The following is a 24,316-nucleotide window of genomic DNA, read 5'->3' as shown; positions in this document are numbered from 1 at the left end:
AGGGATGGAGAAGAGATGTCGCCGAACAAGGATACTTCATCCCGTGCGGTGGTGTTGTTAAGTGGTGGTCTCGATTCCGCCACAGCATTGGCCATCGCGAAAAGCGAAGGGTTTGCCTGCTACGCCCTGTCGTTCGACTACGGTCAGAGGCATCGCTTTGAACTGGAAGCCGCTGAAAAGACCGCTGCCGCGATTGGTGTCGTCGAACATGTCACGCTGAAGCTGGACCTGGCCCGCTGGGGAGGGTCTGCTTTGACTTCAGCTGTGGAAGTTCCGAAGGATCGGGATGAATCCACGTTGTCCAGCGGGATCCCCGTGACCTATGTCCCGGCCCGGAACACGGTGTTCCTGTCGCTGGCACTGGCGTGGGCGGAAGTCCTGGGAGCGTTTGATATTTTTATCGGGGTCAATGCGGTTGACTACAGCGGCTATCCCGATTGCCGACCTGAATTCATTGAGCAGTTCGAACGGCTGGCGAACCTTGCCACCAAGGCGGGGGTCGAAGGGACTGGTCACTTCCGGATTCACACTCCCCTGCTTCAGCTCAAAAAATCTGAAATCATCCGTAAGGGGCTGGAGCTGGGAGTTGATTACGGTGGGACCCACAGCTGTTACGATCCTCATGCGGATGGCCGTCCGTGCGGCCGATGCGATGCCTGTCAGTTGCGGCTGAAAGGATTCGCTGAAGCAGGAATGCCTGATCCCACACAGAGTGAGTAATTCCGAATTCGGGAGGGCGAAGCTCCTGCTGAGCCTCATGAGTGTTCACGCGTACTTGACGCTTGCGGCTCGTCAGGAGCTTCGCCCTCCGGGGCTGCCACAGACTTTCCAATTTCAAAATGCAATAGGTTCAATCTGACCCCTTAGCGGGCATCAGATGCAATGAATTCGAGTGACCTTATGAGTGAACGTTGGATCGCCGACCGGATGACGAAGATCGATGCCTCCGGGATTCGGAAAGTGTTCGATCTGGCTGCGAACATGGCCAACCCGGTCAATCTGAGCATCGGGCAGCCACATTTCGAAACGCCGGAGCCGATCCGTAAAGCACTCGAGAAAGCAGTGGAAGAGGGGAAGAACGCCTACAGCCAGACCCAGGGCATCAAGCCTCTGCTGGAGATGATCCAGGCGAGCATCACAGAAGAATATCACCATTCGGACCGCAAGGCGTTCATCACCAGCGGCACGAGCGGCGGGTTGATGCTCACGCTGTGCACGCTGCTCAATCCCGGAGATGAGGTCATTGTCTTCGATCCGTATTTCGTGATGTACAAGCATCTCACGACGCTGACGGGGGGAAAGATCCGCTCGATTTCCACGTACCCTGATTTTCGTATCCCGCTGGACAAGGTCCGGGAAGCGATCAACGAGAAGACAAAGCTGATCCTTCTGAACAGCCCGTGCAACCCGACAGGCTACGTCGCTTCGGAAGAAGAAGTGCGGGGACTGGCCGAAATCGCCCGGGAGCATGACATCGCATTGCTCAGCGACGAGATCTACCGCGCTTTCTCGCCTCCAGGAAAGTTTGTCAGTCCGGCTCAGTTCTACGATCAGACCATTGTGATCGACGGGTTCAGCAAGTCCCATTCAATGACGGGCTGGCGGATTGGCTGGTGCCATGGTCCCGAACACATTCTGCAGCAGATGATCAAGCTGCAGCAGTTCACATTCGTGTGTGCTCCCCATCCGGTGCAGTGGGCCGCGTGCACAGCGTGGAACTACGACATCAGCGACCGGGCTGCCGACTACCAGCGGAAGCGCGAACTGATGATTCGCGAACTCTCGGAAGACTTTGAAATTGAAGGGGCTCAGGGAGCGTTCTATCTCTTCCCGCGTGCCCCGTGGGGAACAGGGACGGAATTCGTGAAACGGGCCATTGAGAATGAACTGCTGATCATTCCAGGAAACGTTTTCAGCGAGCAGGACACTCACTTCCGCATTTCCTATGCAGCTCCGGATGAAACCCTGCTGCGGGGGGCAGAGATCCTTCGTAATGTTGCAAGAGAACAGCGGTGAACAAGACGACATCGCGCCGGCCGCACCTTTGTTGAATGGGATGGTACAGCTGCTCGATGTGGTCGGTCATTGCAACTGGAGGGCACAGTGATGTTGCGATTGATTTCGACTCGAGGATTCGCCTGGGGGCTGCTTGTCATTTTGATTCTGATGACCGGTTGCCTGCTGGCGGCCACGGGGCAACTGGTCTCTGTCGAAGTGAACGACACTGCGTCCTATGCAAACATGCCTCTCAACTCGTTGAAGGGCACGTTGAACCACCAGAGGACGCCGGGGTATCCCCTCTTTCTTGCAGCAGTGAGACAGCTGGGCAGCGACTTAAGACCAGTGTCGTTATTGCAGTATGGCTGCTTTGCTTTCGCAGTCATGGTTTTTCATGCTGGTCTGCTCGCCAGCGGAACTCCGCCGTGGTTAAGTCCCTGGATCGCGGGAGCGCTGCTGGCAACCAATAACCTGTGGCTGTTCGTCTCGACCATCGCGACCGACACCCTTGGAGGGGCCTGCGGCATTGCGAGCGTGGGCTTCATGTTGCTCTGGGGAAGCGATCCGCGACGATCCGTGTTGTGGGGAATCCTTCTTGCGGCATCTGTTTTGTCGGCCTGGCTGATCCGGCCAGCGGCATTGTTTCTCGTCCCATTCGTTCTGGTGCTGACTCCGCTGTTCAGACTACGGTCGCGACCGGAATCGGGGAATGTCCTTTCATTTCTTCGAAGTCTGGGGATCTGCAGTGTGATCGGACTGGTGCCGCTGATTCTCTATTGCAGCTTGCGGCTGGCGGTGGTCGGCAAGTTTTCGATCGTGGCTTTCGGAGGCTATAACCTGATCGGAATCTCCGGCCAGTTCATGGATGAGAAGACTCTCCCGCTCATCTCGGAAGAACTTCGTCCACTTGCGCAGGCAGCGATGAACCGACTGCGGTCGATTCCACTGCGTGATTTCCAGTATGTCGAGCTGGGACCGACCAGCTACATCAGGATGGAGTCGAACAGCGATCTGTTCATCTGGAGCGTCTTTACTCCGGCGGCTCACGAGGTGTATGGGGACGATCCAGTGCTGGTCAACACTCAGCTGAAACGCCTGGGACTGGAACTTGTCGAAAAGCACCCTCGGCTGTACGTGATCTGGCTGCTGAAGGCGAGCCGGCAATGCATTTTCAAGCTCTTGGGAGATTTCGTCTTCAATCCCATGGGAGGGCTGCTGACGTTCGTGGGTGTGGTCTTCATCAGCCTTCACATTGTGACGCGCTGGATCTGGAAATCGAAGATCATCCCGTACCGGACTTTCGAGAATGCAGGACTGCTATTCGTCATTGCAGCAGCCTACGCGGCGATGAGTCTGATTCTCGTGATCGTCGTCTGTCCACCCATCGGACGCATGACGGATGCTGCTGGTCTGTGGATTGGACCTTGTCTGGTCGCCTTTTTGGGAGATCTGTTGAGCCAGAGCGGTCGGTGGCGGTCGCTCAACACACCCGAATCGTGAGCAGAACAGAGGGCGCGGAGAGACGCGTGACGGCTACTTCTTTTTCATATCGTCGTCGTCTTCGAAGTCGTCGAAGGTGAATTCGTCGTCGAAGTCGACGGCCGGATTGAACTCTTCTTCCTCTGCCGACCCGAACTCCTGCAGCGTCTGCCCGAATTCGTCGACTTCTTCAGCTTCGAATTCCATGGTCTGCATCGAGTCGTCAGAAGCGCCGGCAGGCTGATCGAACTTGTCCTCAGCTCCAAAGGACGCTTCGAGGTCGTCATCGACTTCGAATTCGGCAGTCGGGAAGGAGTCCTCATCGACAGTTGCGACTGCTTCGACATCGTCGAGATCCGGAAGTCCGCCGTCAGCAGACTCGGTGTCGTCACCAATCGTTTCCGAGTCAGCCCAGTTATCGGCGGGTGCCAGATCCTCGGCATCGTCGAACTCCTGACCGACGAGATCTTCGGCGAAGACCTCGGCATCGGCTCCCCCAGCGAGAGCGGCTGCACCCGCGGCACCTTTCTGGCTGGCCAGAGAGACTTTGTCCCGGCGGAACCAGATAAGCAGATAGGCAGGGAACAGCGCCATGACAAGGGCGATCACCAGCATGAGGAGCGCCGCGACCTTCATCGTGATGGGCATCGGCTCCAGGCTCTTCAACACCGCCATCAGGAGGATGTAGAAGAGAAACGCGCCCGGTATGGCGGCTGCCAGTGATGTCCCAGCGAGACCCAGTTTACCCACAGCGTGTTCCTCGCGATCCTCAGTCGTGGTCCAAATTGCCCAGATTCAAATTTTAAGAGCGAAATCGGGCGCAAGCAATTTCCGAGTTCGTATAGAACTTCACATTTCGAGGATCGAATCTCCTGATGCGCGATACTGAGCGGATTTGCCGGTCGGCGTTCGTTTTCGAGAGATCCAAGAGATCAGACTGCCAAAACCGGCAAAACCGACACGGGCAGACTGACGGAACACTCTGATGCACAGATAGTTAGAGCCGTTTGTAATAGGTTGTCCCGTCGGGCCGAGGTTTCCGATAGAGGAAGCGCGGTCGTCGAAGAGGCCATCGCAGAGCAATGACGGAGCTGATGGCAGGTGACCGATTGTGGGCACGTTCAGGACGTCGCGGGATTCAACAGAATGCTCTCCTGGGTTCCGCATTTCCCCGTCGCCTGCCGGTAGTTGTGCCCACCTGGAATCTGCTCTATAGTCATTTGTTCAAATTTGATCCGTCAATCCTCAGCGTTTCCAAGTTGATTCGCGGCGGAGTACATACACACGGTCCCTGCGCGCTACGGCCTGGACGATGCGATTTTCACTGATCGACAAAATCACTCAGCTTCAACCCGGCGAATCGCTGACAGCTATTAAGACGCTGTCGCTGGCTGAAGAGTACCTTCAAGACCACTTTCCGGGTTTTCCCATCATGCCGGGAGTGCTGATGGTCGAAGCCATGGTTCAGTCCAGTGCCTGGTTGATGCGGGCCAGTGAAGACTTCCGTTACAGCACAGTGCTGCTGAAGGAAGCCCGGGCTGTGAAGTTCAACAGTTTCGTTTCACCCGGAAAAACCCTGGAAATCACTGCAACGGTCCATAAGAAGGAGGCCGGGCAGTGGACGCTCAAAACGGCGGGAACCGTGGACGGCGTGAACGCTGTTAATGCCCGGCTGGTTTTGGAACAGTACAATCTGGCGGACCGTTCTCCCCAAATGAAAAGTTCGGATGAGACACAGGTCGCGAGCCTGAAGAGCTTGTTTGCAGTGCTGTGGCCAGAAGGAAGTCATTGAGAGTCTCGCGGCGAGCGGGAGACGTCAGACTCCTGTTCACTTCATCGGGGGGCTGACATCCCCCGCTCGCTGGAAACATCGATCAGACGCTGGCAACCTAATTCGGAAGAAAGTGGAATCATGAGTAAAGAAGGACGAACAGCCCTGGTGACCGGGGGAAGCCGAGGGATCGGCAAGGCGATTGTCGAAACGCTGGCGAAGCAGGGTACGAAAGTCGCTTTCGTCTACAAATCCAGCAAAGAATCAGCGGATAAGATTGTCGCTGAGATGGCGGAAAAGGGCTTTGAAGTCATGGCCCTGCAAGGGGATGTGGCGATTAAAGCCGACGCCGACCGCATTATTGCTGCCGTGATCGAGAAATGGGGACGTCTCGATATTCTGGTGAACAACGCCGGGATCATCCGTGACGGTCTGCTGGCGGTCATGGAAGAAGACGCCTGGTTGTCGGTGATCAATACAAACCTGAACAGCGTCTATAACTTCTGCCAGGCAGCAATGCGGCAGATGATGTCTCAGCGATACGGACGTATCATCAATATGTCCAGCGTCGCTGCGGAGTTCGGGAATCAGGGGCAGGTCAACTACGCAGCCAGCAAGGGGGGGATTCAAGGTCTGACCCGCTGTCTGGCCACGGAAATCGGCCGACGGAATATCACCGTGAACGCGATTGCTCCGGGATTCATCGAAACGGATATGACCGAGGCGGTCCGGTCCGTGGCTGAAGGAGATCTGAAGAAGCAGATCCCGGTGCGTCGCCTGGGGAAACCGGAAGATATTGCCAATGCAGTGGCATTTCTTGCCAGTGACGAGGCGGGATATATCACCGGACACGTGCTGGTCGTGGATGGCGGCCTGACTCTGGGTGGATTTTAACAGAGTTTCCGGTCCAGTCTGCCGAATTGTAGAACGCTGGAGGAAGTGTTTCCGTCAGGAACGCTTCATCAGTAACATCGGAATCAAGGATGGCCGTTCACAGAGGTCAGATGTGATGCGGCGCATCTTGAAGTTTTTGTTTCAGTTCGGGACGTGCTCACCGTCGTCTGCGAGTCTGATCTGGTCAGGGGTCCCGCGGTGAGAAGCCGTCCATTTGGACTGAACTGCCTTCGGCGGCAGAAGAGCGTGTCGGGTTCAGAATCCGGCATGAGCTGAATGCAAACGCCTCAGGGGATCGTCCCGGACATTCAATACGGAGTTTTAGAAATGGCGAGTGAAGAACAGGTTTTTGCCAAGGTGCAGGAAATCCTGGTGGATGCATTGGGAGTCGACGACGATGAAGTCACTCCGACTGCTACGTTGATGGGTGACCTCGGAGCCGAATCGATCGATTTCCTGGATATCGTCTTTCGTCTCGAAAAGGCCTTTGACGTCAAGATTCCGCGTGGAGAACTGTTCCCGGAAAACCTGATGTCCGCTGATTCGGGATTTGTCAAAGACGGCAAGATCACCGAAGAGGGAATCAAGGAATTCCGTGCACGCATGCCGCACGCGAATGTGGATAAGCTCGCTGCCGATCCGAAAGTGGCGAACGTGCAGGATCTGTTCACCGTGGAAATGGTCTGCAAGTTCATCGCCAGCAAGATCAAATAGTCTTGCCGGAGTGAGTATTGGAAGGAACGTTTAGCCGTACACCCAGCGTGTGCGGCTAAACTCAGGAGACGTCATGCGCTGGTTCTGGATCGATAAGTTCATCGAATTTCAAAGTGGAAAACAGGCGCGTGCTGTCAAGAACGTCTCGCTTGCCGAAGAACATCTGCATGATCATTTCCCGGGCTTCCCGGTGATGCCCTGTTCGCTGATCATGGAAGGGATGGCTCAGACCGGCGGAATTCTGCTGGGCGAAAGTCATCAGTTCAAATATCTGGTGTTCCTCGCCAAGGTCCCGAAATTCGTTTCGCATCGCCCGGCACGGCCCGGCGATCAGCTGATCTACACCGCCACGCTGCAGGAATCCCGCGACGAAGGGGGAATGACCATGGTCACGGCCCACTGCGGTGATGAACTGGTGGCAGAAGCGGAAATCGTCTTTGCTCATCTGAGCGAAGCGGAAGCAGGCATTCCTTCCGGTGTCAGCCAGAAGAACGTCGTGGAAGTGGGACTCGCGAGCCTGCTGGCCGAGATGAACGTCTCGAAGTAAGCGGCGGGTGGCCCAGACGGTGTCTGGGCGGCGCAGCCGCAAGAGGCTGCCCGGATAACTCCCATTTGTTCGAGGGGTGCTCGTCCGGTACTTCTCAGCTGATAGGACGATTTACAGACGCTTGATCGCGTCTTGACAGGCCTCTTGTTCCTCCGGAACCCAGACTTTGTCTGGGCCACCCGAACGGTTCCTACCGCAGGGTCCCGCTGGGGGTGTTTGCTGCCAGATCGTCGATCATGAGTCGGGTCGCGGCTTCGACGGCCTGCTCCCAGCGACTTTCTCCAAACTCCTGAGCGAGCTTTCCCTTCTGGAAGGCGAAGAGGATTCCACGCGAGCTGTTCACGACTGCTCCCAGCCCCTGTGCATCAAATGCCGCAGCAGCATCCTGAGATGTTCCCCCCTGGCTGCCGTAGCCGGGAACCAGCAGCGGGACGTGGGGCATCGTCTGTCGCAGCTGGGCGAGTTCTTCAGGGTACGTCGCCCCGACAACGGCCCCGATCGATCCGTAATCGGCTCCGCCTGCAGTCTGTACTGAGAGTGCTTCGATTTTCCGGGCGACGGTTGTATACAGGGTTTCGCCATCCGTCACACGGTCCTGAAAATCTCTCGCGCCAGGGTTGCTCGTCCGCACAAGAACGTACAGTCCTGCCCCGACTTTTTCAGCCCGCTCGACGAACGGCTGCAGCGTGTCGATTCCCATATACGGGTTCACCGTGAGTGCATCGGCGGCGAAGGGAGCGGCGTCTGGATCGACGCCGGCGAGATATGCAGCAGCATACGCCTCCGCGGTTGAGCCGATGTCCCCCCGCTTCGCATCGCAGATCACGATGAGCCCTGCTTTGCGGGCATGTCGAATCACGTTTTCCAGTGCCGCGACCCCAGCGGGCCCGCATTCTTCGAAGAATGCCGACTGTGGTTTGACCGCCGGAACCAAGGGGGCGACCACATCGACGACTCGTTTGCAAAACTCCTCGTATGCGGAGGCCCGGATCGAAAACTGATTCCCCCCAAGGCTTTCTGCGCGAACGCGAAGTTCGGTTGGGAGCTGTTCCCAGCGGGGGTCCAGTCCGACGAGCGCGGGGGTTTTCTTCAGGCGGATCTGCTCATGGAGGCGCTGGGCGTAGGTGGTCATGCGAATTCAGGAGGATTGGGAAAAATGGGTCGGTTTGTTTCCGTGGTGTGGAGGGATGTCCCCCGGGAATCTGAGTCAGCTTATCGAGTGAGGGTCTGGCAGGCCACAATTCGTCTGGACACAAACGGGCGAATCGGAGTTAAATCCCGGCCACACTGCCCTTTCACTGGTTTCTGAGATAGTCACGGATCGACGCGTGGACAGCTTTCCCAAACTTTGGCCGTATTTGCGTCCCTATCGCAATCGACTGGCAACCTCCGTCGTTCTCGGGTTCATCATTGCAGCGCTCTGGGGGGCGAATCTGACGGTCGCATTCCCGATCGTCAAGCTGCTGATGGAGCACACCAGTCTCCACGAGTATGTCGATCAGACCATTGAAACGGCGACGCAGGACAAGGACAGGTTGATCGAAGATCAGCGACGTCTGGAGGCTCGGCTGGAAGAATTCAATTCGAAACAGGTTCCACAGAACGACGCCAAGTATGTCGACCTGCAGCAGTCGCTGGCCCGTAAGCGGTCGGCCCTGGCTGGTCGGGAAAGCACGATCTACCAGTTCAACTGGGTGAAGGTCTATCTGCTTCCCTATATCCCGAAAAGCGAATTCCAGACGTTCTGCTGGCTGATTGTCATTCTGATCGTGGCTACCGCTGTGAAGTCGGTGCTCATGTACATTCAGGATGTGCTGATCGGGAATGTTGCGGAATCGGCCATTATGGGCTTGCGAAAAGACATGCTGCACAAGGTCCTGCAGCTCGACTATCAGTCCCTGACACATGAAGGCCCCAGCGGGCTGATGTCCCGCTTCACTTACGATGCCGAACAGCTTTCCCAGGGGGTGACGATGCTCGGCGGGCGGATGATCCGCGAGCCCCTCAAGTGCATCGCCTGCATGGTTCTGGCGATCTGGTTCAACTGGCGACTGACACTGCTTTCTCTCATTTTTATTCCGTTGTTAGGCCTGTTCCTCAGCCGGGTCGGCTGGATGCTCAAACGGGCAAGCCGCCGGATGATGGAAAGCATGTCGCAGATCTACAAGGTTCTCGAAGAAACGTTCGACGGCCTGAAGATTGTGATCGGATATCACAGCGGAGATCATCATCGCCGGCTGTTTGATCAGCAGTACAACGCCTACTTCAGCAAAGCGATGAAGGTGGTGCGGATCGACGCTGCAGCGAAGCCGTTGCTCGAACTGCTGGGGCTGATGGCGATGTTCGCAGCACTGGTCCCCGGTGCTTATCTCGTCATGCGAGGAAAGACGGACATCTGGGGCGTGCAGTTGACCAAGAATGTCATGGACGGGGCGGAACTGGGCCTGATCTATGCGTTGCTCGCGGGACTGCTGGACCCGTGCCGTAAGCTGTCAGGCATATTTCCCCGGCTCAAACGGTCCACCGCTGCGATTGACCGCATTTTCAATCTGATGGAACAGGAAAGTCAGATTGTCGATCCCGTTGCAGCCAAGCCGCTCGGACGTCATCACCAGAGCATTGAATTCCAGGATGTCTCCTTCCGGTATCAGCATCGTCACAAGGAATCGCAGCGGGGACTGGTACTCGAGCATGTCGATCTGAAGGTGAACTTCGGCGAAGTTGTGGCGATCGTCGGTCAGAACGGCTGCGGCAAGTCGACCCTGGTGAACCTGCTGCCGCGGTACTACGACCCCGAGGAGGGGGACGTGCTCATCGACGGCCGTTCGATGAAAGAGATTTCACTGGCCGAACTGCGCAATCAGGTCGGAATCGTCACTCAGGATACCGTCCTGTTTGACGGGACCTTGCTGGACAACATCCGGTACGGCAATGAATCGGCAACCCGCGAAGACATTGAGGAAGCGGCCCGGCGGGCACATGTCCTGCCGATCGTGCAGACGTTGCCGCAGGGGTTCGACACGTTGCTGGGCGGGAAAGGGAAAGACCTTTCCGGTGGACAGCGTCAGCGTGTCGCGCTCGCCCGCGTGATTTTGAGAAATCCGGCGATCCTCATTCTGGACGAAGCCACCTCCGCAGCGGATGCCGAGAGTGAAGCGTTGATTCATCAGGCGCTCAAGGAGTTCGTCAAAGGCCGGACGACGTTCCTGATTTCGCACATGATCTCACAGAGCCTTCTGGACTTTGTGACACGGATTGTGGTGATGGAAAACGGAAAGATTGTTGCCTCGGGCACCCATGCTCAGCTGCTGGAGACCTGCCCGATCTATCACCGGTTGTACCATTCCCCGTCCCGCAAGCTCAGCACCGTGGCGAAAGCAGCCTGAGTTTGTTTCGCCTTTCACCAGCGAAATGCCAGACGGGCAGTGAGTCCCTGCAGCAGCAGGTCGTTGTTGTGAGGCCCGGTGGCGTCGTCCATGATCTGACACTGGTTCAGCCAGTCGTTCAGTTCATAGCCGAATGTTCCTGACCAGCGTGGGGATTCGAAGTTGAGACCCACGACAGCCTGAAACGCGACTGCGCCGAAGTCCCGCTTCGGGACATCGACAGTCCTCTGTGACGTGGTCGGAAGACCGTCGATCGTTGTCAGGTAGTTGGTCACATCGCTGATCGACCAGTGCCCGACGAGGTAAGCTGCGGAGAAGTTGGCGATCAGGTTGAAGTGACATTGCTCCCGCTTCCACAGATTCAGCACGCTTTCAATTCCGACTTTCGGGCCGATCCCCCAGAAGTCATTCCGCATGTTCTCCTGCAGATCCTGGTCGAAATGAAGCCCCAGGAATTTGTATTCGGCCTGGAAAGAGGAACGAATGGACTGATCGATCCATCCGCCGCGCAGACCGACCGTGGGGCGAAGCATCAGGGAGTCGGTCGGGCGGAATTTCTTCCCCAGATCCGCGTCGAACATGTTGTAGTTGAGAGAGGCTTCGATCTGTCCGGCATCGAAGTAGAAGACGGGTGCGGGTGGCTGCGCAAATTTGCTGCCGAGAAACGCGCCGGTGAGGCTGCCGGTGGCCGAGTCTGATGTTTCTGTCTGGTAGTGGGTGTACGTGAGTCGTGCATCGAGTTCCGATTCATGGGTGATCCCGACCCGCAGACCCGGCTGGAAGTCGTACTCCAGCGACCGATAGGCGACGAACTGATCGACCGGGAGACGATTCGTGTCGAGGACCCAGTCGACTGGCTGGGTCATCTTCCAGTACAGAAATTCCCCGAACAGCTCCGACGCGCAGAGCTGTTGCACCGGGAACAGCAACAGGGTTAGAAGCAGACCGAGAGACCGCATGAGCCACCTTGTAAAGTCAGATCTCCATGCATCGGCAGCTGCTGGAACGTCAATAATCTCTGCTGATTGGCCCACCACTGCAGTTCATATCCCAGATGGGCTGTGATGGGGTAAGTCGACTGATGTGTCCACTCGATCCCGACGAAGTATCGCACCATGACCGACCCCAGTGAGGAGTCGGACAAGGTACTGGTGAATGTGTCGTACGTGTTCGGTGCGGTGGCGGGTGAAATGCGGTGATACGTGTCTGTCACATTCCATCGTCCCGCGAGGATCGCTCCCGAAAGCGAACCAACCAGGCTGAGTTCTTCGCAGCTGGGGACGATCCACCGTGCGGCAATTCCGAAGCTGGGACCAACCCCGTAGAAGTTGTGATCCACTTTTTCACGTGCCAGGAGGTCTGTGTCGGGGTCGGCCCAGGTCGCACGGATTGCCTGCGTGATGACTGCTCCCTTGATGCCGATCCAGGGGCGGAAGGAGAACGTGTCGCTCAGTGCCAGTTCGCGGCCGACCTCAAGATCGAAGGCGTTGAAGTTCAGTCCCCAGTTGAGTGAACCGGCGGTGAAATCAAAGGCGTCGCCACCGAGAAAGCCGCTGAAGAGCTCCGGCATGACAATCTGGTTCCCAGGGGCGATCATTGCTTCGCGGGATGTGGGGAAGTACGTCCAGTAAACAGACAGGTTCCACTGATCGGATTCCGGTTCGATCGTGACCCCGGTTCTCAGACCCGCATTCCAGCCGAACTCATCTTCCATCGCAATAAAGCTGCTTTGCGAGCTGGGAGTGACGGGACTTGGAGTGATCACGCTGGCCCAGACCGCCGAGGTCTCTTCAGAGGCCTGCCAGACGAGCACGTCCGCGAAAGGTTTGATCCCTTGCGCACTCGCGCTGCAGCATCCCAGCAGGACACTCAGAAAAGCGGTGATACGGGTGAACTGGATCATTGACGTGTTTCGCTTAGGACATTCTTCGAAAGAGTGTCTGCCTTCCTCAGGCGATCTGTTGGACTTTCATGTTTCATCACGCCTGAATCCGGTCGGTCAGGCAAAGTGCTCTCTAGAAGTTGAGACACAACTCCAGAACGCCTCCTTGCAGCGACATCAGGTTGTTCAATCTGCCCATGTTGTAGGAATAAAACTGCATCTGATTCAGCCAGATCTGGCCTTCGTAACTGAGTCGGACTGTGGTGGTGGCTCGTGAGAAATATTGATTCCATTCCACTCCGAGGACTGCCCGAAACATCGTGGCTGCTCCGCGGATGGGACTCGTGTTGATGGAGATGGTGGATTGCGTAGGGACAGTGGTCGACGTCGGGCCGTCGTTCTGATAGCGGTCCTGAAACGTCCAGTTGCCGTACATGATTGACCCCGATGGAGAGGCAAAGAATCGCAGCGACTTATGGGGACCTTGAACCCAGGGGATCGTTGCAACCACCCCCACGGAAGGGCCGATTCCCCAGAAGTCCTGCTTCAGATTTTCTGTTGCGGAATCGAAGAGATACGTCTGGGACGTGGTGTCGATGGGGTCCCGCCAGGTCGAATGCATGGACTGATTGATGATGGCAGCTTTGAGTCCCAGGAACGGGCGCAGCTGCAGGGATTCGTCAATTTCGAAGTTGTGCCCCGCTTCGAAGTCGATGGTGTGAAATGCAAAGTCCCAGTCCATGCTGGCGCCGCGATAGTGCGGACCGAATCCGCTCCCGTCCGTATTGCTCGCATAGAAATTGGCGAGGAACGCGGAATACACCTCACCCGCTGCCTGACTGGCGGCATTGGTCTGGAAGTTGGTGTAAGCCAGTGAGAAGTCGAGCAGATCCTGGCTGCGCTGATACCCCATGCCGACTCGAATGCCAGCTTTCCAGTTGAAGGGCGCTTCAATCAACGTGGCGGTGCCGGCCGTTGTACCGGTCCCCATGGGAGTGATCACCTGAGCCCAGTTGTCCGCAGCTCCCTCGGTCAGTTTCCAGTAGAGGAGGTCTGCGAAAAATGTCAGGCCCTCCTCCGGACACGATTCGGGAACACAGCTGTCGCCGATGGTAGCCCATCCAGACTGCGCAATTTCCGTGTCGAAAGACGTGAACAGGTCGGGATCATCGGGGATGTCGGGTAAGACTGGCCCGGCAATCGCGACCAACGACACCTGCAGTATCGCAACGCACGCGAAGAGCAGCCTCAGCAGCTGCAGTCTTCGACGGTGTAAGATCCCGTCAACAATGCAGCGGTCAGCATGTTGATGGGGCATGAAATCACGCGGAGCGGAGGGTCGGTCTGATCGACGGACCTGCCTCGCTGATGAGCGATCTGATCACGCACCCTCGTCCGTCACAATCGGTTTTATCGGAATTTCTTCTCTGACCGATGCAACCGAATTTGTTGACTTCATTACGAAAATGTCGTGTCGAGGGTGATTTCGCCCCGGAGTGCGGCAGAAAATGCCGGACCTGCCTCTATTTCTTGCGAACCTTCGTCGAGTTCTGTGCAGGCTCCACGTCATAGCTGAGTTCGACGGCCCCTTTGGCCGGGAGGCTCGCCTCCAGCGTGGACTGCGTATTGAACTTTGCAGCGATGGATTCCGGTCGGCCGTCACGCTGGAGCGGGTCATCGGAATCGGAGTTCGCTTCGATGAGCGTGCTGATGGAGACAGTGTGCTTGCCCGGCAGTGCTCCAGGAACTCCCTGCATGTAGACGAGTGAGTAACGACCAGAGTCGTCGGTGATGCCGGAGGAGAGTCGGCCTTTCTCCGGTCGAAACGTCACCTCCGCCCCCGGGAGCGGAGCGCCGTTCATCGTCACCAGGCCGGTCACCTTCACAAGGCCCGGAGTGTCCTGAGCGCCGCTACATCCGCTCAGGAGGAATGTCATCAGTGAAAGTGTGCCGACATGAGCTGAAAGAGATCTGAGCATCGAGAACGATTTCAAGAAAGGAGTCTTCTGCATTCCAGTTGTTCGGAGTGCGGATACTGTTTTGAAGGCGTTATCTGCCGCCCTGGAAGGAGGACATGGACAGGGGCGGCAGTACAAAGCAACTTGACCGAGATTTTTAGAACTCACCCAGCGGAGTGCCGTCTGCCTTCTGGCCGAGAAGACGATAAGTCATGGCATCCATGTTCTGGCTGAGGAAACGGACAGCTCCATCTCCGAGGAGGAAGTGTGCTCCGCCGACATGCTTGCTGCGAGCGGCACTGTCGTTGGTTCCGTTGATCGAGAATGCGGGAGTGTCGTTCATGCGGAGCAGCGTGCAATACTTGTTGGAGTTCGTCGGGCGTCCGGCCCAGATCGCTCCAGTCCCGCCGGTGCTCTCCGGAGTGCCGTCCCACATCCGTTCCGCGACGAGGACAGTATTGCTTGCCCCGTCTGTCAGATCACGAAGTCTGGTGCGGCTGTTGTACCAGAAGGTTCCATAGCGAGCTTCGGGGTTGGGATTGTTGCCGTCGCAGTTGATGTGATACTCCAGTCCGCCGCTGCCGATGACGGCTGCATAGGAGGCACTTGCGTATCCATTTCCGGCACCGTCCCCTCCGAAGTCGGTGTTGGTGATGAGAGGACCGCTCGGCTCAGATGGACAGCGAAAGACCGTCAGTGTTGTCTTACTGACATTGACGGTGACCGCGGGGAAGTTGTTTCCGTTGGGAGCCAGTGTGTTGTACAGCGGGGCCTGGTCGATGAATGGCAGGCAGAAGGTTCCCCAGCCCCAACCTCCTACGACACTCGACTTCGAAGGCTTGCTGGAACAGTTGGACGTTGTTTCAGGCCAGGCGGTCCCGTTCGACTGCAGGGACAAAGCACCCGGCGGGAAAACGCTGTGGGTTTCATGGTAGTTGTGCAGCGCGAGGCCCATCTGCTTGAGATTGTTTTTGCACTGGCTGCGGCGGGCAGCTTCGCGAGCCTGCTGAACTGCGGGAAGCAGCAGGGCAATCAACACAGCGATGATGGCAATCACCACCAGCAGTTCAATGAGAGTGAATCCACGTCGTGATGAAGTCTTGTTCGTGATCATTTCGTCTTTCCAGTCATTCATTTTCAAAGAATCATTCGTGTGTGAGTTGAGCGCGGAGATGGTGGATCCATCGCCGTGCAGACCGCGCCGCAGGCGGGCGCAGGTGATTGCAGTTGAGTTCAGAGCTGTGCTGTCGGCCGGGGCGCGTTCTGATTCTGTCGGCATTCGAAGATGCGGGTCGTTCCACTGATCTCATAGGAGACCACCAGCAGTGGCTTCCCGATCGGGCTCTGCTCAGCTGTGATGAACAGCACCCCTTCCGGGCCGGTGTCTCCCACAGTCCCGTCAAAGCCGCGGGTATTCGTGTAACTTTCAAAGACCGGCGAATGCGGCGAAGTGACGTCATAGACCATCACGCCCCCCATCCGCTCGAGCACGATGAATGCATACGTACCACCATCGATCACTCCGGTGGTGACCGACTCCGGTTCGCAGCCTTTGTTGTCGCTGCGATCGTCGAAGTTCAGTGCCTCATGTTCACTGTTGAAGTGCTGTGGATGGGCGTGAGCGAGATAGCGTTCGAACTGATTTCCGCTGTCGAAGACCTGTTCCACGTCGGCGCTCCAGATCGAGAAAGACCGCGTGCCGGCACTGAACAGCTCTTCGAACACGCCGTCGTTGTCATGATCGCCAAAGGCATTTGACACCCGGAGCCGACCCAGATTCGGCTCCTCCTTGAGTTCTTTCCCCTGCGGAAAGTTCTGAACGTTCAGCGCGAGATCTTTGACGCGTTTCTGTTCATTGAGTGCCCGGTATTCCCGGAGCTCACCTTCGTTGGCGGTGGCTAAGTACGTGCGGCCATCAATCTGGAAGGAAGCGATTCCATCAGGCTCATACATCCCACGAACCGGCCATGGGCGAATGCGGATCTTTCCATCTTCATCACTGGCATCCAGTCCCTGTCCGGCGATGCTGTGGTCTTTGAAACCGAGACCTTTCAACTGGGTCACTTCACGCGATTCCATGTCGATGACCGCAATCGCGTTGTTTTCCTGACAGGTCACCCACGCTGTCCGGGAATCCGCGGAGACTGCGATGTACTCTGGTTCAAGGTCCTGAGCCACACTTTCGCTGTGGCTGTAGATGCGAATGCTGGGGGCGAGGGCTTCTCGCAGCTTGTTGAACTTTTCAAAGCCGATGGAAACAACGTCCGCCTGTTCGGTCATCGCGGGCCCTTTGCGGACGTCGATCAGGCTGATGGAACCTGGAGGATCGAAGGCGTAATCGGAGTCCGGTTCTCCTTCATTCGCCACCAGCAGCCAGCGAGCGTCGGGACTGAAGGTGAGCATGTCGGGGCCATATCCGACTTCCAGCTTCTTGATGACGTCTCCATCTTCAGTCAGAAAAAGGACCGAGCCCTTTCGTGCATGTTCATCGGGAAGGACAGAGACCGCAATCATCCCCTGTCGGGCACTGACGGAAGTTGGACGTCCCAAATCCTTCAGCGAGACAGAAGTGATCAGCTGCGGTGCTGTCGGATCGGCGATGTTCTGGATGTCGAGAGAGTCAGCTGCGCCGTTGACCGTGAAGAGTCTCATAGAATGGACGTCGTAAGCGGAGATTTCCGCGCCGGAAGCTCCACCATGTTCATGGCCCCCCAGGGGGAACAGCTGCAATTGACCACGCGGCTGTGGCGGTGCAGGCAGCTCGGGATCTGCATCCAGCGGAGCCTCACCATCCACGTGGGAGCTGTTCGCAGCCACTTTCGAGACGGAATGACCGAAGCCCACTTGTCCGCATCCGTGTGCCAATGCAATTGAGGCCAGCACGCTGACGAGAAGAGCTTTCTGAAAGATTGCGGGCATGTCACGTTCACTTGGAGAAGGATCGCACTGCGGGAGGCGTCTCGCTGTCGTTAACAATTTCATCGACAGGAATTGTTAAGATGCACTGTGAATTTCATGTGAAGAAGATGTGAGTAAGGTGTTCAGAGTCAGAAGTGATTCCGGGAAACCCGGGGACGCTGGGTGGCAGATTGACGAGCCTTCGAATGTGAAATCTTGTTGAATCCGGACGAGCGGATTGACATCGACGGCAATGGTTTTTAAACTTAACTAAGTGGTTAATTAAATGAGTGGTAAACGAGGCGTTCCGGTGCAGGATCCGCTCAGCCTGAAGTTCGCAGCCCTTGCAGACCCCACGCGGCGGGCGATGCTCGCACGCCTCGCACAGGGGCAGGCAAGTGTCTCTGAAATCGCCGCGCCGTTTCTGGAGCGGATGAGCCTTCCAGCGGTCACCAAACACCTGCAGGTGCTCGAGCGCGCCGGACTCCTCACAAAAACGCAGGACGCCCAGCGTCGACTCTGTGATCTGAATCCCGAAGGGTTCAAAGAGACCGCCGAACTGCTCGAACTATATCGCCAGATGTGGGAACAGCGGTTTGATCAGCTCGGAGCCTATCTGGAAACCGTGACCGCCAGGCAAAAACAATCGTCGCACCAGAAATCCAAAGGGAAGAACTCCGATGGTGGCAAGAAGTCAACCAAATGAAATTCACATCACACGCGTTTACGACGCCCCGGTCGAGATGGTCTGGGATGCGTGGACCGATCCCGAGCAGGTGGCGCAGTGGTGGGGACCGCGCGGCTTCTCGTTAACCACCCATAGCAAGGAGTTGCGGCCCGGGGGGATCTGGCACTACACGATGCACGGGCCGGACGGGGTCGATTACCCCAACATGACGCTGTACCACGAGGTGGAAGAGTTCCGGAAGCTGGTCTACGACCATGGCGCGTACGTGGATCGCCCACCGATGTTTCGCGTCACCGTGGAGTTTGCAGAGTCGAAGGGGAAGACGACCATGGAAATGACCATGACGCTTCCGACCGCTGAAGAGGCGGCAGCTGCCCGAAAGTTCATCAAAGCTGCTGGCGGAAACGCGACCTGGGATCGTCTGGCCGAGTTTCTCGATGCGAAGACGAACGGCCGGCACAGCTTTGTCATCAATCGCAGCTTCGCCGCATCGCCCGAACTGCTCTTTGAGATGTGGACCGACCCGCAGCATCTCTGTCGATGGCTCCCGCCCCCAGGGTTCACCATGGAAGTCCTCAGCGGTGAAATTCGAACCGGATGCGAGTGCCTGTTTCGCATGAGCGATGGCGCCGATATGACGCTTCACGGCAGATTTCAGTATCAGGAACTGAACGCGCCAGCGAGGTTGGTCTACATCCAGCAATTTTGCGATTCCGCTGGGAACATCTCACGTCATCCGGGGCTGCCCGTCTTTCCTCCGTCACTGGAGGTGACCGTACTCTTCGCTGCGGAGGATGAACAGAACACCCGGGTCACTGTTACGACAGTACCGCTGGGGACCGTCACTGACGAAGAGGTCAAAGCATTCCTTGATACGCTGGGGAGTATGACGCAGGGCTGGAGTGCGTCCTTTGATCAACTCGATGATGTAATCAGCGGGTGATGTCCGACAGAGAACGCAGCCGAAAGTCAGAGTCTTCCGGTCGATCGTTCTACTTCAGGAAGGAATCTCGGGAAAGCGTCGGCACCAGTTCCTTCGCTGCGCCCTTTGAAAACTTTCTTCTCAGGGCTTCCTTCTCTTCCGGACAATCACACGGCTCTTCCTCGACAATGTTCTCCATCAGCACGACTTCGAAGTCGCACCCCTGCAGCTCCTTCAGCTTTCGCAGATTGTCATCGTTCCAGCGGGGATCGGGGGACCCGGAAATGAACCAGTCGCTGCCGTTATCGGCCAGGATCATTCCATAACGTTTGAGGGCGGTCAGGATGACCTGTACTTCCGGCGGATAAGGGGTGATGTCGAAGTTGGCACGCAGGCGAACCCGCATTCCCATGGGAGGGAGCGAGATGTCCGACTGACGACTGGCCCAGTGGCTGGCGGGAGGAACATAGGCGTTGCGGGTGTTGGAAACGGTGAACCGCAGGGCATGGCGAATCTCTCCCTGTTCGACCGCTTCCTCGTAGCGGACCAGTCCCGGGAAGATCGGGAGTCCGGCAGCATCCGCGCTGGTCCAGCCTACCGGTCGCTTCTGTTTGCCAGTCAGATCGAAGATCGCTCCCGACTCGGCCCGCCAGAGCTGGCCGTCGGCAATCGGAAACGCTCGAAAGAGTTCGTAGAGCTTCCAGTTGTCCCGATCGACGACGATGACGTGACGGTCGCCATCGATATTCGGGTCTCCCTCGATCGGGGCATCGCGGGGAATCGGATATGGGCCCGGGTCACTTTCATCTCCGTAGGCGGTGTACTTGATGTGAAAGCGTTCCTGTTGGCCATCCACCACGACGTACGGAATGCCGATCGGAGCGCCGTTCCAGCTTCCCGAGCCGAAATCCCCGTACAGATTCTTTTCACAACCGATTTTCGCAATGATCACATCTGAAAGCGGATCCACTTCCAGATGATCGATTCGCTGATTCCACGGATCGTCTTCGGGGAACGGGAGTTGCCCCCCCAGGGACGCACCGGGTCCCAGCTGCACGACGCCCTTCTGGTAAGGGGCTGGAACTGGTCGGGACCGTTCGCGTGGTCCGTTGTCCTCGTCATCGAGCCAGGCTGGACTCTCTTGAGGAGCGTCAGCGATCTGGGCGGCAATCGGACGTTCCGTGGGGTGATAAAGCGAGTCTTTCCCGTTCAGAACGTCTTCGGCATCGGATTTCGCACTCAGCCCGCTGCGGTCAAAGGCAATCACACCTCCGACGACGAGAATCACGGCTCCCGCGAGAACCAGTAGATCCCAATGTTTCGAAATATTCCACATAATCAGCCCTTGGACGGGAAAAACAGGGGTCCCCCAACATGAAATACGTGTAAAACATCCCCTGAGCAACCAGGATTTCCAATCCGGATCAGCTTCCCTGCTCCGTATTGATGAAATTGTCGGTTGTTTCGAATGAACGAACATGGATCAATTCGAAAATTCGACCCCTCTTCGAAACTGCTGGGGGGTTAAACTTTCATGTTCTGCAAGTGAAGTGGACCGAGTCCGGGCCAAGGTGGTGAAGTATGAAGACCAGTCTTCTGAGTGAATCCGCACGTCGAACTATCGAGCTTCAACAACCGTACTGCTTTCGAAGTCAATTGCGGGCCGGCTCATGGATTCGTCAAGGAGGGTTCCTGTTGGCGTTTGCGGGGGGCTTCTGGGCAAGCACGCCCCAGGCTCAGGCACAGTTTCCCGGTCAGGTCCCTCCAGGCCGTCCGTACATTCAGGGGCCTCCTCTGATTGCGACCGCTCCCGTCCGCCCAGCGGCCCCTAAAGTCAGCACCCATCAACGACTGGTGAATCTTGCTTCCGGACATTCCGTCTGTCTGGTCGTCGGTGAAGGGCTCGCCAGCAGCTTCGTCGGGACAGACACGACTGACGAAGGCCCTTTTCAGGACTTCGTCATGGGGGCGCAGGTCAACGGAACCCAGAAGACCAAGGCCCATACCACCCTCGATTTCACCCCCGACCCAAATACAGCCCGCATGCTGTATGTGCTGAAGGGGGTCACCGCGAATGAAACCGTGGCACTCGTGCAGCGCGCGGCGATTCGATCTGCAGGCACGTTCGAATTCGAAATGACGAAGCAGATCGAATTCAACGGGCAGGCGATCCGGACCTGGAGTCCTTCCGCGTTCATGAAGATTCGACAGGAACACCTGGGGGCGGAAACGGCAGTCAGCAATGTTCCCCTGCTCGGTCCACTGGCCAATAACATCGTGCTGAACGTCGCTGAACAGCGAAAGCCGATGTCTGAAAACATCGCGGCCCACCGGGTGACTCAGCAGGTCGCACCGCAGTTCAATTCGCGTCTGGATCAGGAACTGGCCAAGTTGAATCAGCAACTTCACGGTCCGTTGAAGAATCAGATGGCTGCGAAAGGGATGCTCCCCAGCCGCATTTCGACAATGACAACGGACGATGCGCTGCTGTGCGGGTTTGAATTCCAGCCACCACTGGCCGAAGCAGCTGATTCCAGTGGTGCACAGATTCTGGCGGTCACGCAGCGAGCCCCCACGAAACTCATCACCCGGCGACTGGTGCCGACGCTGGAATCGCAGTCCGGCTTTGAATCGCTTCTCGAAGCTCCCACGCCGTATTCTCTGGATGCGAAGACCCTGCGGGATCGTGCCTGCCTGCTGATTCACGCTTCGCTGATCGAGAATCTGGCGGACCGGTTCCGCGTGGCTGGTCGAGAGATTCCGGATACGCAGGTGCAACGTCTCTTTGGGGACGCACCAGCATCAGGTGAGAATGCGAAGCCGCAGCTTTACACGCTGTTGATTGCCAAAGAACAACCGGTCACTGCGGAAATTGATGGTGGTGAATTTGTGGTGTCCATCCGCCTGGGGATTCGCCCCGTCGTTGGCCCGGAGATTCCGACTCAGGTTGTGAAAGTGGTCCTGCAGCCGACGTTGACGGACGATCAACTCACGCTGAAACCGACGCTGCGCTCGATCGAGCCGCTGGTTCCGGGCAAAGAGGGGCAACTCGGAATCGCTGCCTCCATGATGATCCGACAGGGAATCGAGCAGCGATTGAAGGAGTCGACATTCGCAAGGAACTTCGAGGTTCCCCGTCAGGACGATCGCCCCGCGTTCAAGATGCGAGTTCAGAATGTCACACTGGTCGACGGCTGGATGACGGTGACGCTGGAACAGCCGGGCGTTCCGAAATCTGCGGAAGTCGACTCCGGGGACGAGGCTGGCGAGGTTCTGAGGTAGGCGATCGATTGCCGGGAGGTTGTCTTCGACTCACGATCACGCGGCGAGAAACCGACTCCGTCTCGGAATGCTTGCGCGGCGTAAAGCATCTACAGGATACAGGTTACTGCTGGTCCGCTCGGGGATAGATACCAGCGGGGGGCGTGAGAATCTCTTTCGAGACTCGTCCCCTTTCTCTTTTTACTGACTCCCTTTAACATCATTGCATTCCGATTCATCTTCATTTCGCGCCGCTTGATACCATGATGCATCAATCTCCTTCCAGATATCTCGAGAAACTGTTCGGGCTGCAGGACAAGACTGCGGTTGTCATCGGCGGCACCGGAGTCCTTGGAGGAACGATCTGTGACACGCTTGCCAGCGCCGGTGCACATATTTACGTCGTCGGGATGAACCGTGATGCCGGACAGGTAGTCGTCGATCGCTGGCCGGGACAGGCGACATTCTTCCATGCAGACGCCAGCTCTCGGTCTGATCTGGAAGCGATCGTCGAACATCTGAAGTCGCACGGACGCAACTGCGACATTCTCGTGAACGGCGCGGGGGTCAACGCTGCGGTTCCGTTCCTTGAAATCACCGACGAAGACTGGGACCGCATCCTTCGCGTCAATCTCAGTGCTGTGCGGATCGCCTGTCAGGTGCTCGGCAGTTACATGCTCAGCACCAACACCGCCGGTTCGATCATCAACATTGCTTCTCTGTCAGCGATCACCCCGCTCTCTCGAGTCTTTGCATACTCCGCGAGTAAGGCAGCCGTCCTGAATCTGACTCAGAATCTGGCCCGGGAATGGGCCACGAAGAACATTCGCGTGAACGCACTTTCGCCCGGGTTCTTCCCCGCTGAGCAGAATCGCAAGATTCTGACAGAAGACCGGGTCAACAAGATCATGGGGCACACGCCGATGAACCGCTTCGGCACCCCTGAAGAACTCGCTGGTGCGGTCCTGCTCATGGCAGCTAACACCGCGGGCAGCTTCCTGACAGGAGCCAACATCGTGGTTGACGGCGGCTTTTCGGCGATGACGATTTGAAAAAGGGTTGAAGGTTGAAGGTTGAAGGTTGAAGGTTGAAGGTTGAAGGTTGAAGGTTGAAGGTTGAAGGTTGAAGGGAAGTGACGCAATTCGCGTTGAGAGGAAGTTGACCGCTGTTCGCTCCCAGCTCTTCACGCCGATTCGTCTTCGTTCGCGGAGAGGACCTGGAGTAGCTGCGGGATGAGACGTTCGAAGGCGCGGGCGCGGTGGCTGAGATGTTGCTTCACCAGCGGGCTGAGTTCACCGAATGTCTGATGGTATTCGCGAATCTGGAAGTAGGGGTCGTAGCCGAAACCGTTTTTGCCGCGAGGTTCGTGACCGATCCGGCCGCGACAGGTCGCTTCCACATTCAGACGAATAGCGCCATTGGGATCAGCGACAGCCACGTGGCAGACGTAACCGGCTCCCCGTTTCTCATCCGGAACATTTTTGAGTTCTTCGATCAACTTGGCGTTGTTGGCATCGTCCGTGGCGTGCTCACCGCTGAAACGGGCGGAGTAGATCCCGGGTGCCCCTTTGAGTGCATCCACCTGCAGCCCGCTGTCTTCGCCGATGGCCCAGTGATGCAGCGCCAATGCCGTCTGGGCCGCCTTCTTTTCGGCGTTCTCCTGAAACGATTTTCCGTCCTCCACGACTTCTTCAGCGTGTGCGAAATCCGCAACCGACAACAGCGGAATCCCAAACGGCTCCAGCAACGCCCGAATCTCCGCACTCTTCTTCAAATTGCGGCTGGCAAGAACAACGGTGGGATAGGGTGAGTTCATAGAGGTGTGGCGGTGTGACATCATCAGTGTCTTTTTCTAAAAGTCGTGGACGTCCCGGCGGCTTGTATATTACCGATGGTGCCATGAGAATTGCAGTTTGGC

General features: G+C 57.1%; 22 protein-coding genes. 12 read left to right on the top strand and 10 right to left on the bottom strand.

The features are described 5' to 3' along the window. Nucleotides 1–15: 15 nt before the first annotated feature. The 3 genes from queC to SH661x_RS19680 all read left to right on the top strand — a co-directional run bounded on the left by queC (nucleotide 16) and on the right by SH661x_RS19680 (nucleotide 3,498). A complete protein-coding gene (gene queC, locus SH661x_RS19690; protein WP_437225152.1) occupies nucleotides 16–720 on the top strand; it encodes a 7-cyano-7-deazaguanine synthase QueC in 705 nt (234 codons plus the stop codon). Between the two features lie 180 nt (nucleotides 721–900). Continuing rightward, nucleotides 901–2,016, top strand: coding sequence for a pyridoxal phosphate-dependent aminotransferase (locus SH661x_RS19685; RefSeq protein ID WP_437225149.1), 1,116 nt, complete (start codon nucleotides 901–903; stop codon nucleotides 2,014–2,016). 90 nt (nucleotides 2,017–2,106) lie between these two features. Beyond that, the gene (locus SH661x_RS19680) at nucleotides 2,107–3,498 is read left to right on the top strand and encodes a hypothetical protein (protein ID WP_437225146.1); all 1,392 of its coding nucleotides are present in this window, start codon (nucleotides 2,107–2,109) and stop codon (nucleotides 3,496–3,498) included. 33 nt (nucleotides 3,499–3,531) lie between these two features. Here the strand turns inward: SH661x_RS19680 and SH661x_RS19675 are convergent, their stop codons facing one another. After that, nucleotides 3,532–4,227, bottom strand: coding sequence for a hypothetical protein (locus SH661x_RS19675; protein ID WP_437225143.1), 696 nt, complete (start codon nucleotides 4,225–4,227; stop codon nucleotides 3,532–3,534). A 562-nt stretch (nucleotides 4,228–4,789) separates the two neighbouring features. On the opposite strand from SH661x_RS19675, the gene SH661x_RS19670 reads away from it, so the two are divergent. The 4 genes from SH661x_RS19670 (at nucleotide 4,790) to SH661x_RS19655 (ending at nucleotide 7,403) form a co-directional block, all read left to right on the top strand. After that, nucleotides 4,790–5,269: a 3-hydroxyacyl-ACP dehydratase FabZ family protein gene (locus tag SH661x_RS19670; RefSeq protein ID WP_437225141.1), complete on the top strand. Its 480-nt coding sequence runs from the start codon at nucleotides 4,790–4,792 to the stop codon at nucleotides 5,267–5,269. A gap of 120 nt (nucleotides 5,270–5,389) precedes the next feature. Then, complete coding sequence (gene fabG / locus SH661x_RS19665) at nucleotides 5,390–6,142, top strand: 3-oxoacyl-[acyl-carrier-protein] reductase (RefSeq protein ID WP_437225138.1); 753 nt, start codon at nucleotides 5,390–5,392, stop codon at nucleotides 6,140–6,142. A 327-nt stretch (nucleotides 6,143–6,469) separates the two neighbouring features. Continuing rightward, nucleotides 6,470–6,856 (top strand): acyl carrier protein, encoded by a 387-nt coding sequence (locus tag SH661x_RS19660; RefSeq protein ID WP_437231224.1) that lies wholly within the window; start codon nucleotides 6,470–6,472, stop codon nucleotides 6,854–6,856. Between the two features lie 73 nt (nucleotides 6,857–6,929). Next, a complete protein-coding gene (locus SH661x_RS19655; protein ID WP_437225136.1) occupies nucleotides 6,930–7,403 on the top strand; it encodes a 3-hydroxyacyl-ACP dehydratase FabZ family protein in 474 nt (157 codons plus the stop codon). Nucleotides 7,404–7,593: 190 nt separating this feature from the next. Here the strand turns inward: SH661x_RS19655 and pyrF are convergent, their stop codons facing one another. Further along, entirely contained in the window at nucleotides 7,594–8,535 is a 942-nt protein-coding gene (pyrF, locus tag SH661x_RS19650; RefSeq protein ID WP_437225133.1) for an orotidine-5'-phosphate decarboxylase, read from the bottom strand. A gap of 196 nt (nucleotides 8,536–8,731) precedes the next feature. Between pyrF and SH661x_RS19645 the strand changes: the two genes are divergently transcribed. Beyond that, nucleotides 8,732–10,789 (top strand): ABC transporter ATP-binding protein, encoded by a 2,058-nt coding sequence (locus SH661x_RS19645; protein WP_437225131.1) that lies wholly within the window; start codon nucleotides 8,732–8,734, stop codon nucleotides 10,787–10,789. Between the two features lie 14 nt (nucleotides 10,790–10,803). Here SH661x_RS19645 and SH661x_RS19640 read toward each other — a convergent pair whose 3' ends face one another. From SH661x_RS19640 to SH661x_RS19615, 6 genes are all read right to left on the bottom strand, one after another. Further along, nucleotides 10,804–11,748, bottom strand: coding sequence for an Lpg1974 family pore-forming outer membrane protein (locus SH661x_RS19640; RefSeq protein ID WP_437225128.1), 945 nt, complete (start codon nucleotides 11,746–11,748; stop codon nucleotides 10,804–10,806). After that, nucleotides 11,724–12,692, bottom strand: a complete 969-nt coding sequence (locus tag SH661x_RS19635) for an Lpg1974 family pore-forming outer membrane protein (protein WP_437225125.1) — start codon at nucleotides 12,690–12,692, stop codon at nucleotides 11,724–11,726. Before SH661x_RS19635 ends, SH661x_RS19640 begins: the two co-directional genes overlap by 25 nt. A 112-nt stretch (nucleotides 12,693–12,804) precedes the next feature. Continuing rightward, complete coding sequence (locus tag SH661x_RS19630; protein WP_437225122.1) at nucleotides 12,805–13,887, bottom strand: Lpg1974 family pore-forming outer membrane protein; 1,083 nt, start codon at nucleotides 13,885–13,887, stop codon at nucleotides 12,805–12,807. Nucleotides 13,888–14,194: 307 nt separating this feature from the next. Beyond that, nucleotides 14,195–14,650 carry a carboxypeptidase-like regulatory domain-containing protein gene (locus tag SH661x_RS19625; RefSeq protein WP_437225119.1) on the bottom strand — a complete coding sequence of 152 codons (456 nt, stop codon included), beginning with the start codon at nucleotides 14,648–14,650 and terminating at the stop codon, nucleotides 14,195–14,197. Nucleotides 14,651–14,786: 136 nt separating this feature from the next. Continuing rightward, nucleotides 14,787–15,743 (bottom strand): DUF1559 family PulG-like putative transporter, encoded by a 957-nt coding sequence (locus tag SH661x_RS19620; protein ID WP_437225116.1) that lies wholly within the window; start codon nucleotides 15,741–15,743, stop codon nucleotides 14,787–14,789. A gap of 119 nt (nucleotides 15,744–15,862) precedes the next feature. Further along, entirely contained in the window at nucleotides 15,863–17,548 is a 1,686-nt protein-coding gene (locus tag SH661x_RS19615) for a choice-of-anchor I family protein (RefSeq protein WP_437225114.1), read from the bottom strand. A 265-nt stretch (nucleotides 17,549–17,813) separates the two neighbouring features. Here SH661x_RS19615 and SH661x_RS19610 point away from each other — a divergent pair, with 265 nt between their 5' ends. Together SH661x_RS19610 and SH661x_RS19605 are read left to right on the top strand one after the other, a co-directional pair. Beyond that, nucleotides 17,814–18,233 (top strand): ArsR/SmtB family transcription factor, encoded by a 420-nt coding sequence (locus tag SH661x_RS19610; protein WP_437225111.1) that lies wholly within the window; start codon nucleotides 17,814–17,816, stop codon nucleotides 18,231–18,233. After that, entirely contained in the window at nucleotides 18,208–19,158 is a 951-nt protein-coding gene (locus SH661x_RS19605; RefSeq protein WP_437225108.1) for an SRPBCC domain-containing protein, read from the top strand. The genes SH661x_RS19610 and SH661x_RS19605 overlap by 26 nt, the downstream gene beginning before the upstream one ends. 49 nt (nucleotides 19,159–19,207) lie before the next feature. Here SH661x_RS19605 and SH661x_RS19600 read toward each other — a convergent pair whose 3' ends face one another. Continuing rightward, complete coding sequence (locus tag SH661x_RS19600; protein WP_437225106.1) at nucleotides 19,208–20,473, bottom strand: hypothetical protein; 1,266 nt, start codon at nucleotides 20,471–20,473, stop codon at nucleotides 19,208–19,210. Nucleotides 20,474–20,718: 245 nt separating this feature from the next. Between SH661x_RS19600 and SH661x_RS19595 the strand changes: the two genes are divergently transcribed. Both SH661x_RS19595 and SH661x_RS19590 read left to right on the top strand, forming a co-directional pair. After that, the gene (locus SH661x_RS19595; RefSeq protein ID WP_437225104.1) at nucleotides 20,719–22,419 is read left to right on the top strand and encodes a hypothetical protein; all 1,701 of its coding nucleotides are present in this window, start codon (nucleotides 20,719–20,721) and stop codon (nucleotides 22,417–22,419) included. Between the two features lie 242 nt (nucleotides 22,420–22,661). Then, a complete protein-coding gene (locus tag SH661x_RS19590; protein ID WP_437225101.1) occupies nucleotides 22,662–23,450 on the top strand; it encodes an SDR family oxidoreductase in 789 nt (262 codons plus the stop codon). Nucleotides 23,451–23,581: 131 nt separating this feature from the next. Here the strand turns inward: SH661x_RS19590 and rdgB are convergent, their stop codons facing one another. Next, entirely contained in the window at nucleotides 23,582–24,238 is a 657-nt protein-coding gene (gene rdgB, locus SH661x_RS19585; RefSeq protein ID WP_437225100.1) for an RdgB/HAM1 family non-canonical purine NTP pyrophosphatase, read from the bottom strand. Nucleotides 24,239–24,316: the final 78 nt, after the last annotated feature.

This window comes from Planctomicrobium stercoris, from assembly GCF_051465655.1.
Lineage (GTDB): Bacteria > Planctomycetota > Planctomycetia > Planctomycetales > Planctomycetaceae > Planctomicrobium.
Note: the sequence above shows the minus strand (reverse complement) of the source record. Positions and strands in the feature narration are given on the sequence as shown.

What these genes read in the sequence shown, in the direction of transcription:
- SH661x_RS19635 (WP_437225125.1), bottom strand. Translation starts at nt 12,692, where the DNA reads ATGATCCAGTTCACCCGTATCACCGCTTTTCTGAGTGTCCTGCTGGGA.
- pyrF (WP_437225133.1), bottom strand. Translation starts at nt 8,535, where the DNA reads ATGACCACCTACGCCCAGCGCCTCCATGAGCAGATCCGCCTGAAGAAA.
- SH661x_RS19595 (WP_437225104.1), top strand. Translation starts at nt 20,719, where the DNA reads ATGAAGACCAGTCTTCTGAGTGAATCCGCACGTCGAACTATCGAGCTT.
- rdgB (WP_437225100.1), bottom strand. Translation starts at nt 24,238, where the DNA reads ATGATGTCACACCGCCACACCTCTATGAACTCACCCTATCCCACCGTT.
- SH661x_RS19610 (WP_437225111.1), top strand. Translation starts at nt 17,814, where the DNA reads ATGAGTGGTAAACGAGGCGTTCCGGTGCAGGATCCGCTCAGCCTGAAG.
- SH661x_RS19660 (WP_437231224.1), top strand. Translation starts at nt 6,470, where the DNA reads ATGGCGAGTGAAGAACAGGTTTTTGCCAAGGTGCAGGAAATCCTGGTG.
- SH661x_RS19640 (WP_437225128.1), bottom strand. Translation starts at nt 11,748, where the DNA reads ATGCGGTCTCTCGGTCTGCTTCTAACCCTGTTGCTGTTCCCGGTGCAA.
- SH661x_RS19680 (WP_437225146.1), top strand. Translation starts at nt 2,107, where the DNA reads ATGTTGCGATTGATTTCGACTCGAGGATTCGCCTGGGGGCTGCTTGTC.
- SH661x_RS19670 (WP_437225141.1), top strand. Translation starts at nt 4,790, where the DNA reads ATGCGATTTTCACTGATCGACAAAATCACTCAGCTTCAACCCGGCGAA.
- queC (WP_437225152.1), top strand. Translation starts at nt 16, where the DNA reads ATGTCGCCGAACAAGGATACTTCATCCCGTGCGGTGGTGTTGTTAAGT.
- SH661x_RS19655 (WP_437225136.1), top strand. Translation starts at nt 6,930, where the DNA reads ATGCGCTGGTTCTGGATCGATAAGTTCATCGAATTTCAAAGTGGAAAA.
- SH661x_RS19590 (WP_437225101.1), top strand. Translation starts at nt 22,662, where the DNA reads ATGATGCATCAATCTCCTTCCAGATATCTCGAGAAACTGTTCGGGCTG.
- fabG (WP_437225138.1), top strand. Translation starts at nt 5,390, where the DNA reads ATGAGTAAAGAAGGACGAACAGCCCTGGTGACCGGGGGAAGCCGAGGG.
- SH661x_RS19625 (WP_437225119.1), bottom strand. Translation starts at nt 14,650, where the DNA reads ATGCTCAGATCTCTTTCAGCTCATGTCGGCACACTTTCACTGATGACA.
- SH661x_RS19615 (WP_437225114.1), bottom strand. Translation starts at nt 17,548, where the DNA reads ATGCCCGCAATCTTTCAGAAAGCTCTTCTCGTCAGCGTGCTGGCCTCA.
- SH661x_RS19605 (WP_437225108.1), top strand. Translation starts at nt 18,208, where the DNA reads ATGGTGGCAAGAAGTCAACCAAATGAAATTCACATCACACGCGTTTAC.
- SH661x_RS19600 (WP_437225106.1), bottom strand. Translation starts at nt 20,473, where the DNA reads ATGTGGAATATTTCGAAACATTGGGATCTACTGGTTCTCGCGGGAGCC.
- SH661x_RS19685 (WP_437225149.1), top strand. Translation starts at nt 901, where the DNA reads ATGAGTGAACGTTGGATCGCCGACCGGATGACGAAGATCGATGCCTCC.
- SH661x_RS19620 (WP_437225116.1), bottom strand. Translation starts at nt 15,743, where the DNA reads ATGATCACGAACAAGACTTCATCACGACGTGGATTCACTCTCATTGAA.